This is a genomic window from Ruegeria sp. R14_0, from assembly GCF_017743975.1.
GTDB lineage: Bacteria > Pseudomonadota > Alphaproteobacteria > Rhodobacterales > Rhodobacteraceae > Ruegeria.
Map to the genome: position 1 here is coordinate 1 of NZ_JAGHRC010000012.1, position 12,087 is coordinate 12,087.

General features: G+C 59.3%; 11 protein-coding genes. 6 read left to right on the forward strand and 5 right to left on the reverse strand.

From position 1 onward, the window contains the following. Both J7416_RS21620 and J7416_RS21625 read left to right on the forward strand, forming a co-directional pair. Window positions 1-1,163, forward strand: a 1,163-nt coding sequence (locus J7416_RS21620) for a hypothetical protein (protein ID WP_209227753.1), incomplete at its 5' end; no start/stop codon positions are given. A gap of 10 nt (window positions 1,164-1,173) precedes the next feature. Next, complete coding sequence (locus J7416_RS21625; protein WP_209227755.1) at window positions 1,174-2,682, forward strand: heme biosynthesis HemY N-terminal domain-containing protein; 1,509 nt, start codon at window positions 1,174-1,176, stop codon at window positions 2,680-2,682. A gap of 4 nt (window positions 2,683-2,686) precedes the next feature. On the opposite strand, the gene J7416_RS21630 is transcribed toward J7416_RS21625, so the two are convergent. The 5 genes from J7416_RS21630 to J7416_RS21650 form a co-directional block, all read right to left on the reverse strand. Next, on the reverse strand, window positions 2,687-3,466 hold the full coding sequence (locus tag J7416_RS21630) for a citryl-CoA lyase (protein WP_209227757.1): 780 nt from the start codon (window positions 3,464-3,466) through the stop codon (window positions 2,687-2,689). Next, window positions 3,463-4,650 (reverse strand): CoA transferase, encoded by a 1,188-nt coding sequence (locus tag J7416_RS21635; RefSeq protein ID WP_209227759.1) that lies wholly within the window; start codon window positions 4,648-4,650, stop codon window positions 3,463-3,465. The genes J7416_RS21630 and J7416_RS21635 overlap by 4 nt, the downstream gene beginning before the upstream one ends. Continuing rightward, window positions 4,640-6,151: a tripartite tricarboxylate transporter permease gene (locus J7416_RS21640; protein WP_209227761.1), complete on the reverse strand. Its 1,512-nt coding sequence runs from the start codon at window positions 6,149-6,151 to the stop codon at window positions 4,640-4,642. The genes J7416_RS21635 and J7416_RS21640 overlap by 11 nt, the downstream gene beginning before the upstream one ends. 1 nt (window position 6,152) lies before the next feature. Further along, window positions 6,153-6,635: a tripartite tricarboxylate transporter TctB family protein gene (locus J7416_RS21645; protein ID WP_209227763.1), complete on the reverse strand. Its 483-nt coding sequence runs from the start codon at window positions 6,633-6,635 to the stop codon at window positions 6,153-6,155. Between the two features lie 66 nt (window positions 6,636-6,701). Further along, on the reverse strand, window positions 6,702-7,685 hold the full coding sequence (locus J7416_RS21650) for a tripartite tricarboxylate transporter substrate-binding protein (RefSeq protein WP_209227765.1): 984 nt from the start codon (window positions 7,683-7,685) through the stop codon (window positions 6,702-6,704). 108 nt (window positions 7,686-7,793) lie between these two features. On the opposite strand from J7416_RS21650, the gene J7416_RS21655 reads away from it, so the two are divergent. From J7416_RS21655 to J7416_RS21670, 4 genes are all read left to right on the forward strand, one after another. After that, window positions 7,794-8,462, forward strand: coding sequence for a response regulator transcription factor (locus J7416_RS21655; RefSeq protein ID WP_209227767.1), 669 nt, complete (start codon window positions 7,794-7,796; stop codon window positions 8,460-8,462). Further along, window positions 8,452-9,819: a sensor histidine kinase gene (locus tag J7416_RS21660; RefSeq protein WP_209227774.1), complete on the forward strand. Its 1,368-nt coding sequence runs from the start codon at window positions 8,452-8,454 to the stop codon at window positions 9,817-9,819. Before J7416_RS21655 ends, J7416_RS21660 begins: the two co-directional genes overlap by 11 nt. After that, complete coding sequence (locus J7416_RS21665; RefSeq protein WP_209227776.1) at window positions 9,798-10,802, forward strand: ABC transporter substrate-binding protein; 1,005 nt, start codon at window positions 9,798-9,800, stop codon at window positions 10,800-10,802. The genes J7416_RS21660 and J7416_RS21665 overlap by 22 nt, the downstream gene beginning before the upstream one ends. Window positions 10,803-10,943: 141 nt before the next feature. Beyond that, window positions 10,944-12,044, forward strand: coding sequence for an MHYT domain-containing protein (locus tag J7416_RS21670; protein ID WP_209227778.1), 1,101 nt, complete (start codon window positions 10,944-10,946; stop codon window positions 12,042-12,044). Window positions 12,045-12,087 lie beyond the last annotated feature (43 nt).

A 12,087-nucleotide genomic window follows, 5' to 3' on the forward strand; every position in this document is an offset into this window, starting at 1 on the left:
CCGAAGCCGAAGCCGAAGCCGAAGCCGAAGCCGAAGCCGAAGCCGAAGCCGAAGCCGAAGCCGAAGCCGAAGCCGAAGCCGAAGCCGAAGCCGAAGCCGAAGCCGAAGCCGAAGCCGAAGCCGAAGCGAGCGTCGAGGAGCCGGTTCAGGAAGAGCCCGTGGCCGGCGCGGAAGAAGCACCTCAGCAAGAGCCGAAAAAGGAAGAAAGCCGCGGCGGTTTCATACCCGCTTTGCTTGGCGGTGCTCTGGCGGCGGGAATCGGGTTTGCAGCGGGCAGTGCAGGATTGTTCGGATCGTCCGAGTCAGATGCGCTCACGGCGCTTGAGGCGAAGCTAAACGATCAATCCAGTCAGATCGACGCGTTGACCAAATCCCTGTCCGATACGTCGGATGTTGACGGAAAAATTGCCGCCCTGACCGATCAGGTAACACCGCTGGGCGACGAATTGAGTAGCTTGAAAACCAGTGTCGATGGGCTGACGGGTCAGATTGATCCTCTGGCCAGTCGTCTGACGGCTCTGGAAAGCGGGGCGTTGACACAGGGTGCCTCGCCCGAGGTTTCGGCCGCGTTTGAAGCCGAATTGAAGAAGTTGCAGGACTCTCTGGCGGCGCAGCGCGCCGAAGTGGAAAAGATGGTTGCGGATGCGCAAGCGCTCGAAGCGAAAGCCTCGGACGAAGCGCAGGCCGCTCAGAACGCGGCAACCCTGTCCCGCTTGACCGGACAGTTAGATGCAGGGCAGCCCTATTCAGATCTGGTTGCCGAGCTGAAAGCAGGCGGCGTCGACGTGCCCGACGCGCTGTCTGGCCCTGCGGATAAAGGTGTTGCCACCCTGTCGGCGTTGCGCAGTTCGTTCTCGCCTGCGGCAAGGACGGCGCTGGCGGATGCGCGCGATGCAGACAAGACCACCGGGTTGGTGGCATTCCTGCAGCGGCAGACCGGCGCACGTTCAGTCACGCCGCAAGAGGGGGACAATCCGGACGCGATCCTGTCGCGGGCCGAGGCCGCATTGTCCAGCGGCGATATTTCGACCGCACTGACCGAAATTAAGTCCCTGCCCGAAGCGGCGCAGGCAGCGATGGCTGATTGGGAGCAGGCGGCGCAGACGCGGGTCTCCGCGGTGGATGCCGCCAATGCGCTTCAGCCTAGCGTGAACTCGAACTGAAGGACCTGCCATGCTGTGGTCACTGTTTAAGATTTTAGTCTTTGTTGCGATTATCGGCCTTCTGGCCGTGGGTGCCGGGTTCCTGATGGAAACCAGTGGTGGTGTGCAGATCACGGCTGGCGGAACGGAATATACGCTGGGGCCACTGCAATCGGTGATCGCGCTGGGCGTTCTGGTGTTTGCGATCTGGCTGTTCTTCAAGCTACTGACCCTTTTGATCGCAACGCTGAAATTCCTCAACGGTGACGAGACCGCCCTGTCGCGGTATTTCGACCGAAGCCGTGAACAGCGCGGGTATCAGGCTCTGTCCGATGGGCTTATGGCGCTGGCTTCGGGCGAAGGGCGCGTGGCCTTGAACAAGGCCACCAAGGCCGAACGGTTGCTGAACAAGCCCGAGCTGACGAACCTGCTGGTCGCGCAAGCGGCCGAGATGAACGGTGATACCAAAAAGGCGTCGGACACTTACAAAAAACTAGTGGAAAACAACGCGACCCGATTTGTCGGCGTGCGCGGCATCATGAAACAGAAACTGTCCGAAGGCGATGATGAAACTGCGCGCAAACTGGCCGAGAAAGCCCTTGCCATGAAGCCGCGACATCAGGAAACGCAGGACATTCTGCTGGGTCTGCAAACCAAGGCGCAGGATTGGGCGGGTGCGCGGTCAACCCTGACCGCCAAGCTGAAATCGGGCCACCTGCCACGTGATGTGTTCAAGCGCCGCGATGCTGTGCTGGCCTTGTCCGAGGCCAAGGGCATTCTGGACGAAAGCGCCACAGTCGAACAGCAGGAGCGCGCGATTGAGGCAAACCGCCTGTCGCCTGATCTTGTTCCCGCGGCGGCGATGGCGGCACGCGCTTATATTGAAAAGGGCAAACCGCGCAACGCGACCAAGATTCTGAAAAAAGCTTGGGAAGTGCAGCCGCACCCGGATCTGGCCCATGCGTTTGCCGAGATCGTGCCGGATGAAACCCCGCACGAGCGGATCAAACGTTTCACCGCGCTGACCCGTATTCACCCTGAGAATATGGAAACCCGTCTGATTTTGGCGGAACTCAACATCGTGGCCGAAGACTTCCCCGAAGCGCGCCGCGCGCTGGGCGATGTGGTGGAAAAGAACGCGGATGCGCGCGGGTATACCCTGATGGCCGCGATCGAACGAGGCGAGGGTTCCTCGGACGCCGTGGTGCAGGGCTGGCTGGCGAAGGCCTTGAATGCGCCGCGCGGACCGCAATGGGTTTGCGACAACTGCCATGACATTCAGCCCGAGTGGGCTCCGGTCTGTCCGAATTGCGGCAGCTTTGACACGCTCAGCTGGCAAACGCCTCAGACACCCGAAATCGCCTCTGCGACGGGCGTTCATATGTTGCCTCTGATCGTTGGCGCGCTGGAAGACAACACTGAAACCGAGGCTGAGGCCGAAATGGACGAAGCCGAGGAAACCGTGGAACCAGAGGTCATCGAACTGGATGCGGAACCGGTTCGGCCTGACGAGGAACCGGCGGTCGAGAAGCAGGCCTGACGCCTTAATCCTCGGGCGTCGTCCCGAGATAGGTCCAGCGGTATTTCGGGGGTGTCGGTCCTTTGTTGCGCCCGCCTTGCTGTGTTTGCTCCCACGCGTGCGCAAGTATGCCTACGGACCGGGACAGGCAGAACAGACCGCGTGCAAGGGGCGGTTCAAACCCAAGCTCAGCGTAGATCACCGCAGTCGCTCCGTCGATGTTCATTGGAACGGGTTTGCCTTTGCGCCGTGCGAGTTCGGCTTCGATATCAAGCGCGATTTGCCTGAAGCGTCCGTCGCAAGCGCCATTCTCGACGGCCTCGGACACCAACGCCATCAACCGCGGTGCGCGCGGGTCGGTCGGTGTGTGAAAGCGGTGGCCAAAACCCGGCAGGATCTTTCCGCGCTGTGCAATCCAGTCATCCAGCGCTGCGCCTAGTTCGCCTGCATGCGTGCTGACGAAATGATAAAGCTCAACCGCTTGCTCACCGGCTCCGCCGTGGACGTCACCCAGCATGTTCACCGCGCTTGCCATCGCGTTGTTCAAAGGCAACCCGCAGGTCACCGCCATTCGGGCCGTCGCAATTGAGGGTGCCTGAGGGCCATGGTCCACGGCCGCAACCAGGGCGGCTTCGAACAGATGGGCCTGCGCGGGCGAGGGGCGGTCGCCGCGGACCAGAAACCAGATCATTTCGGCAAAGCTCAGATTGCCGATCAGGTCCTCGATGGGTTCGCCGCGCAAGGCGATGCGGCCGGGTTCCATGTCGATGATGGAAGTGCGCCACCAGTCGGAAACGTCGCTCATATCACGCCATCCTTCGTCAATTCGTCGATCTCGTCGATGGTCAGACCAAGTTCGGACCAGATTGCTGCGTTATTCGCGCCCAGTTTGGGCGGCGCGGTCTGCGGCATGTTTCTCTGCCCGTCCATCATAACGGGGCTGCCGGCCAGTTGCATGTCCTCGCCGTGCACCTGCAACGCGCCAATCAACCCGCGCCCCGAAAGCTGTTCATCCGCCAACGCCTCGGGAACCGTTTGAACCTGCCCGGTTGGTACGCCCAGGCCGTTCAACTCTGCCACCCATTCGCGCGCCGGGCGTAGTTTCAAGGATTTCTCCAGCTCGTCCCTCAGCGCATGGCGGTTTCGTTTACGATCCTCGCGCGTTGCATAGTCCGGGTTGTCCAGCAGGTCCTCTCGGGCAAGGTGTCGGGCAAGAGCCTGCCATTGTTCATCCCGATTGGCGGCGATGTTGATCGGGCTGTCGGACGTGGCGAATGTACCCGACGGAGCCGAGGTCGTGTTCTCGTTGCCATGTGCGCCCGGCATGACGCGGCCAACGAGGTAGTTGGACACAACCCAACCCATGGTCGAGATCACGGCCTCGGACATGGCGATATCCAGAAATGCGCCACGGGGGTTTGCGTTCAGGGCGGCACTCACCGCAAAAGCCGCCGTCAGTCCGCCGACCGTATCGGCCAAAGGATAGCCGACGCGATAGGGCGCGGTGTCCGGCGCGCCGGTGATCGACATGACCCCGCTGATCCCCTGCACGATCTGGTCATAGGCAGGATCATCTCGGCGCGGTCCGTCCTGTCCAAAGCCGCTGATGGCGCAGTAGATCAGGGCAGGATTCTCGGCGCGCAGAACTTCATACCCAAGATCCAACCGGTCCATGACACCGGGCCGGAAGTTTTCAACCAGAACATCGGCCGTTTGCACCAGTTGTTTCAGCAGAGCCTTGCCCCGGCCGGATTTCATATCCAGAGTGATCGATTTCTTCTGCGCGTTCTGCGCCAAAAAGCTGACCCCCATACCGTCTTTGTTCCGGTCGGGATCAGCGCCAAGTACGCGGGCCAAATCCCCGCTGCCGGGGCGTTCGACCTTGATCACCTCTGCCCCCATCAAGGCAAGTTGGTAACAACAATACGGGCCTGCCAGCACGTTTGTCAGATCAAGGACCCGAACGCCCCTGAGCGGTTCAGTCGCCATCCGCCACACCTGCGGCCCGGGCCCGAGCGCGACGTGCGCGGTAGCTGGGCAGCAGCACCAGAAGCACGGCAATGACAAGCAGCCCCAGGGTCATCGGGCGTTCCCAGATAAAGGCGATACCATCATAAAGCTGCATGGAACGCGCAAAGTTATCTTCCATCATGCCGCCCAGGATGAAGCCGATCAGCAAGGGGGCCAGCGGATAGTCGGCGAACTTCAGTGCCGTCGCGCAGACGCCGAAGCCCACAAGGATCAGCAGTTCCGTCGCATTGTTTTGCCCAATGTAAGCCCCCATCAGGGTGAAGAACAAAATGAACGGGATCAGATAGTTGCGCGGAACAGCCAGCACTTTGGCAATGTAGGGGATCAGCGGCAGGTTCAGGATCAGCAGTACCAGATTGCCGATGAACATAGACATGATCACCGCCCAGAAGATCTGAGGCTCATCAATCATCAGCCGGGGTCCGGGTGTCACGTTCAATGCGATCAGAGCGCCCAACAGGATCGCTGTTGTCCCTGATCCGGGAATGCCCAGTGTCAGCAGCGGCACAAACGATCCGGTACAGGCCGCGTTGTTGGCTGACTCCGGCGCGGCGAGGCCCTTGATCGAACCCTTGCCGAACTGTTCCTGTTCTTCCTTGGGGGCGATGTTGCGTTCTACCGCGTAGCCCAAGAAGCTTGCGATGGTCGCGCCCGCACCGGGCAGAACGCCAATAAAGAAGCCCTGCACGGATTGGCGACCGATGACCGGGGCGATGGCCTTGGCCTCGTCCTTGGTCACACGCAGATCCTTGATTTCGCCGTCGTCGCCTTTCAGGTCTTTCGGCTTGAGCACTAGGAACAGTGCCTCGGGCAGTGCGAACATGGCCATGGCCAAAGTGATGAAGCCAAACCCGGATTGTAGGTCCATGATGCCCATTGTGAAGCGCGGCAGATTGAACAGTGCGCCTTCGCCGACGGTTGCCATGATGAGCCCAAGCGTCGTCATGATGATGGCCTTGGCCACTTGCCCCGATCCGGCAAAGGCGGCGATGGCCGAAAGGCCCACCACCATCAGCGCGAAATACTCAGCGGAATGGAACAGCAGAGCGACCGAAGACAGGGCCGGCGCGAAGATCATCAGCAAGATGGCTCCCAGCGTTCCGCCGGCGAAACTTGCAATGGCGGCAACGGTCAGGGCCTTGCCTGCCTTGCCCTGCCGGGCCATCGGATAGCCGTCAAAGCTTGAGGCCACGGTGCCCGCGACCCCCGGCGCGTTCAGCAGGATGGATGAGGTCGATCCGCCAAAGATCGCGCCATAATAGACGCCGGCCAAAAGGATCAGCGCGGCAGACGGATCGCCCATAGAAATTGCGACCGGGATCATGATTGCGATGATCGACATCGGGCCCAGACCCGGCAGCATGCCGATGAATGTGCCGATCAGACAGCCCGCGATGACCATCAGCAGGTTTTGAATTGAGAATGCCGTTTGCAGGCCGATCAGAAGTCCTTCGAGCATGTCAGCCTCCGAACAGGCCCGGCAGGGGGCGCATGTAAATTCCAAGAACTTCCTGAACCAGATACCAGACGGCCCCGGTCGCGATGAACGCCACCGGCAGCATGATGTGCCACTTGCGTTCGCCCAGAATGAAAGAGCCGAGGATCAGGAAAGAGGAGGTCGCGATCAAAAACCCAACAGGGCGAAGGCAGAGGGCATAGACGACCATCAGCACCAGCAACGAAATCGCCTGACCCAGATGATATTCACCCAACCGCCGATAATCGATGTCGGCCTCTTTGATCTCGCTCTTTTCAAAGCCGAGCAGGATGATTGTGCAGGCCACCACACCCAGAACCGACAGCACCTTGGGGAATGTGCTGGGCCAGATCGGGTTTCTCTGCATGAAAGGAGGAAGACTTCCATCCATCGTGAACCAGGCGGCGTACCCATATGTCAGGCAAACACCCAGTAAAACAAGCGCGATCCAGCGATCCAGCGCCATAACGTCCCCTCCCTTTTTTCATTATTGGGGGCGGCAGAGCGACCAAACGCTCTGCCCTAGATTGCTTTAGAGGAAACCCAGCTTCTTCATCAGGTCGCTGATCTGCTGTTCCTGCTGCTCAAGGAAGGTCGAGAAATCGTCACCCGAGTTGTGGATGTTGACCCAACCATTGCGCGCACGAACTTCTTCCCACTCAGGGGTGTCGTACATCTTGGTTATGGCTTCCTGATAGGCGACCAGCTTGTCCTCTGGCAGACCGGGGGCTGCAAAGAACCCGCGCCAGTTCACGAAGGTGGTGTCGATACCCTGTTCCTTCATGGTTTGGGCGTCCGGTGCCGCATCCACACGCTCTTCCGAGGTTACGCCGATGATTTTGACCTCACCCGCATTGGCCAGATCGACAGCTTCCGAGAAACCAGTCGACAGGGCGGCGATTTCACCCGACAGCAGGGCAGCCATCGCTTTACCGCCTGCGTCATACGGGATGTATTTCACGCCAAGCGCGTCCTTACCTGCGGCTTCCATAACCATCGCGGCAACCAAGTGGTCCATGCCACCGGGGACCGAGCCGCCGCCGATTGCGGTTGCGCCGGGATCAGCGTCGTAAGCGGCCAGCAGATCGGCCATCGAGTTGATGGGGCTGTCTTTGCCAACAACAATTGCTGCATAGTCACCGATTGTGCCCGACACCAAGGTCAGGTCGCGGAAGTTATGCGGGAACACGCCGGTCAGCGAGCGGATCACGATCGGGGTCGAGTTGACCATCAGCGTGCCGTGGTTGCTGTCGGCGTTTTCGATCAGGTAACCGATGGCCTTACCGCCGCCGCCGCCAGACATGTTTTCGTAGGACGCCGTTCCAACCAGACCTGCATTGGTCAGCGCTTCTCCGGTTCCGCGTGCGGTTCCGTCCCAGCCACCGCCGGCACCGCCGGGGATCAGAAAGTGGATGCTGTCGACGACCTTGTGGCCGTCCGCTGCGGCAGGTCCAACCAGACCGATTGCGGCAACAGCTGCGATAAGGGCCCGACGGCCCAGGTTAAATGTTGTCATTATGTCCTCCCATTTGACAACCGGCCGCTCAGCGGCACAGATTATCCCGCACCTAAACACGCCAACCTGACATCAACCTGTCATGTAAAAAGAAACTGCTTGCGGCTCATGAAATTTCTGCTTGTTGAAGACAATTTAGACCTCGCGAATGCGGTCAGTTCCCGCATGCGACTGGACGGCCATGTTGTTGATCATGCAGCGGATTTAGAGGACGCACGTGCCTTTGTCGCGACCGAGGACTATGATCTGATCCTTCTGGATATCATGCTGCCCGATGGGGACGGCCGCGAGTTCCTCAGACAGCACCGTGACAGCCATCTGGACACGCCGGTGATTGTTCTGACCGCCCGCAGTCAGGTTTCGGATCGAATCGGCTCGCTTGATCTGGGGGCGGACGACTACGTGACCAAACCCTTTGATCACGCCGAGCTCGAAGCCCGTTGCCGCGCCGTTTTGCGCCGCAAATCCGGCAGTGCGAAATCGACGATTGAGATTGGCGGGATCGTTTTTGACCCCGTTGCAGGCCACTTGACGGTGGATGGCAATAAGGTCTCGCTCCGCAATCGCGAGTTGCGGTTGATCGAGCTGTTCATCAATGCTCCGGGCCAGGTTTTTTCAAAGCAAAAACTGGCGGACAGATTGTTTTCCTATGACGACACCGTTTCGGAAAATGCAATTGAGGTCTATGTTGGCCGCCTGCGCAAACACCTTGAAAAATCCGACATGAAAATCACCACGTTGCGCGGTTTGGGATACAGGCTGGATCATGACGACTAGCCCAACCGTTTCAGGATCGCTGCGAAATCGCCTTGTTCTGACGCTGATCGGCGGGGCTGCGGTTCTGGCCATTCTTCTATTCCTTACCGTGCGCAGCTATGCTGCAAGGGTCGCGCAGCAGGGGCAGGACGACATATTGGGGGCATCCGTGGCCTCGATCCTGGATGCCGCGGCGCTTAGGGACGGTCAGCTTGAGGTGGATATTCCCTATGCTGCATTCTCAATGCTCAGTACGCCGTCGGACGACCGCGTGTTCTATGCCATTTATCAGGACGGCGAATTCCTGTCGGGTTACGAAGACCTCAGCCCCTCGGACAGCCCCGGTGAAGAAAGACTGTCGTTCCAAACCGGCGAGGTTCGGGGTGAGCGGGTTCGGCAGGTCAGCGCCAGCCGGGCGTTGGTCGGATTGGGCCGTCAGACTGAGATTGAGGTCGCGTTAGGACAGACTCAGGATGCGTTGTCAGACACGCTGGATCAGATTTCGCGCAATGCGGCGTATTTGGGGATCGGGTTCTTTCTGCTGACCGCCGCTTTATCTTTCTGGGTCACCTCTACAACGATTGGCCAGTTGAACAAACTGACCACATCAGTCACGCGCAGGGGCCCACAGGACTTAAGCCCGTTCAAGAAACCCGTGCCGAAAGAGATGGCGCCGCTGGTGATGTCGCTGAATTCGCTGATGGGCCGTCTGGATCAATCGCTTAGCCAGTCTGAGGACTTTATCGCAGAGGCCGCACACCGCGTGCGCACACCTTTGGCAACTGTCCGGTCCTACGCCGAGGCAACGCTTCACCGTGTGGAACGCGAAGACAATCGCGAGGCCCTAAAGGCTATGGTACGCGCGATCGATGAAAGTTCGCGCGCGGCGGGTCAGCTGTTGGACCACGCCATGATAACGTTTCGGGCGGATCATCTTGAGCGGGAGGAGATCGACCTTGTTGTACTGATCCGGGAATTGGTGCAGCGCCTGAACCCGATCGCCGAGATGAAAGAGCTGACGCTGTCCCTGACGGGTGAGCCATCGGTTCCCTATTCAGGCGATCCGATCCTTATTCAGAATGCCGTGCGGAACATGATCGACAATGCGATGAAATACGCACCATCGGACAGTATCGTCCAGATCACGATCATCGCGCATCCAGACCCTCAGATTCAGGTCCGGGACTCAGGCCCCGGTTTTCCGCCTGACGAAATCGATACGCTGACGCGTCGGTTCGAACGCGGGCAAAACGCCGCCGGAACCATCGGATCCGGTCTGGGCTTGACCATCGCGCAGGATGTCGCAACAGCGCACGGAGGATCCTTGCTCCTCAAAAACCGATCAAAGGGAGGCGCATGCGTTATCTTATCGCTCTAGCCGTTCTGTTTCTTCCCATCGCCGGTTGGGCGGACGACTGGGAAGATCGTCTGATCTTTAACGAAGATGCAGAAGGTCCGCGCCTTAGGGTCATTTCCAGCACCGATACCGTCTTGTTTGCCCCGGTGATCGAAGGGTTTGTGGCTGAAAACCCCCTAATTAGTGTCGAATACCTGGTCTCCGGCACGGCAGACATCAACCAGCGGGTCCGCGCGACCCCCGAGGCGTTTGACGTGATCATCTCCAGCGCCATGGATCTACAGTTGAAACTGGCAAATGATGGATTTGCTCTGCCTGTCGACGATGTTCCCGTGCCAAATTGGGCGCAATGGCACCACAGTCTGTTCGCTTTCACCTCGGAACCGGCGACCATTGTGATCAATCGTGCCGCTTTCGAAGGGCAGCCGATACCGCAAACCCGGCAGGGTCTGATTGAGGCCCTGCGTCAACGCCCCGAGGCGTTTCGGGGTAAGGTCGGAACGTACGACGTGCGCCAGTCCGGACTGGGATATCTGTTTGCAACGCAAGATGCGCGCGCGTCCGAGACTTATTGGCGGCTGATGGAGGTCATGGGGGGCTTGGATGTACGGCTGTACTGCTGTTCGGGCGAAATGATCAATGACCTCGCCGATGGCTCTATCCTCGTCGCCTACAATGTACTGGGCAGTTACGCCGCTGTGCGCACCGAGGGGAAAGACGCGCTTGAAGTCGTTCTGCCATCGGACTTCCAGACGATCATGATGCGCACGGCTATGGTTTCCAGGGCCACCCCCGAACCCAACGCTGCCGAGATGCTGTTGCGGTATCTTGTGGCGCAGGGACCAACCACGGAAGAGCCAGCCAGCCCGCTGCCCTTTTTGCAGCCTAATGATCTGGCAATTGGGCAAGAGACGATTGGCCTTGATCCTGCGTTGCTGACCTTTTTGGACGGGTTGAAACGAACAAAGTTCCTGTCGGCCTGGGAAGACGCTGTAATTCAATAGTTTGGCCGGTATTTTGGTTTGGCGAAATGAATACAAACGAAGGCTCTGCTGACAGCGAGAATTCCTTTTCATCCTGCAATTGTCCCAATCAAATCCGTTTGCTAACGTCGTCCACGCGTCGGGGAGGGCGTGCAGACCCAAATGTTGGACTACTCACATAACGTCTGGCTTGTGGCGGCGTCACTCGCCGTTGCGATGATGGCCGGGTTCACCGGGCTGTATCTGACGCACGGGGCCTCGAAGCTGGACGATCAGAGGCGCAAGCTGGTGGTGGCTCTGGCCGCGATCATTCTGGGCGGTGGGATCTGGTCGATGCATTTCGTGGCGATGCTGGGCCTGCAATTGCCGATCCTGTTCTACTACGACGCCCTGATCACCCTGATTTCAGCGCTGGTTGCGATCCTGATGGTCGGTTTGGCGCTGCTGATCCTGCATTTCCGTCCGCGTACGATGGGAACCATTGTTTTGGCCGGTGTGATCGTGGGCCTTGGCATTGTTGTGATGCACTATGTCGGCATGGCCGGGATGGAGCTGTGCCGCCCCGTTTACAACGTTTGGGACGTGGCAATCTCGACCTTGGCCTCGGTTGTCCTGTCGGTTTTGGCGATTTGGGTCGCCTATGACAACCGCACGCAGCGCAACATTCTGTTGGGGACAGTCTGTTTTGGATTGGCGGTTTTCACGATGCATTTCGTCGCCACCGGCCTGACGGATTTTGTTGCCAGCGATGTCGCCGGAGGGGCAGGGCCCGCACTGAACAATCAGGTATTGGCGATGGGCGTGACGGTGGCCGTTTTCCTGATCTGCGGTGCCTTCCTGCTGACCGGGATCACCTTTATTGAACCAGCACCCGACACGATAGCCTTAACTAAGCCGGAAACCAGCCCGGAACCTCAGCCAGCCGCATTGCGTGCCGGTGTCCCGTTCGAGCGTGAAGGCCAGACATTCTTTGCCGAACCCGCCCGAATAGCAGCTGTGAGGGCCGAGGGGCATTACACTGTTCTCTACATGGACAGCGAAAAACTGTTTTGCCCCTGGTCCATCACCGAGGCTGAAACACGGCTTAAGCCGGACGGGTTCTTGCGGGCACATCGCAGTTATCTGGTGAACCCGAAACACGTCTCGAGCTTTGAGAGGCACAAGGACAACGGCACCTGTTATTTCGATGGGGTCGACGCCCTGACCAAGGTGCCGGTCAGTCGATCCCGGCTGACGGATATTCGCGAGGCGCTGGGCCTCTGATCGCAGCTCGTGCAGCTCATTCGCATTTCGTGAAACAAGCTGC

Coding starts and splice junctions, on each gene's coding strand:
- J7416_RS21625 (WP_209227755.1), top strand. CDS start 1,174: ATGCTGTGGTCACTGTTTAAGATTTTAGTCTTTGTTGCGATTATCGGC.
- J7416_RS21630 (WP_209227757.1), bottom strand. CDS start 3,466: ATGAGCGACGTTTCCGACTGGTGGCGCACTTCCATCATCGACATGGAA.
- J7416_RS21635 (WP_209227759.1), bottom strand. CDS start 4,650: ATGGCGACTGAACCGCTCAGGGGCGTTCGGGTCCTTGATCTGACAAAC.
- J7416_RS21640 (WP_209227761.1), bottom strand. CDS start 6,151: ATGCTCGAAGGACTTCTGATCGGCCTGCAAACGGCATTCTCAATTCAA.
- J7416_RS21645 (WP_209227763.1), bottom strand. CDS start 6,635: ATGGCGCTGGATCGCTGGATCGCGCTTGTTTTACTGGGTGTTTGCCTG.
- J7416_RS21650 (WP_209227765.1), bottom strand. CDS start 7,685: ATGACAACATTTAACCTGGGCCGTCGGGCCCTTATCGCAGCTGTTGCC.
- J7416_RS21655 (WP_209227767.1), top strand. CDS start 7,794: ATGAAATTTCTGCTTGTTGAAGACAATTTAGACCTCGCGAATGCGGTC.
- J7416_RS21660 (WP_209227774.1), top strand. CDS start 8,452: ATGACGACTAGCCCAACCGTTTCAGGATCGCTGCGAAATCGCCTTGTT.
- J7416_RS21665 (WP_209227776.1), top strand. CDS start 9,798: ATGCGTTATCTTATCGCTCTAGCCGTTCTGTTTCTTCCCATCGCCGGT.
- J7416_RS21670 (WP_209227778.1), top strand. CDS start 10,944: ATGTTGGACTACTCACATAACGTCTGGCTTGTGGCGGCGTCACTCGCC.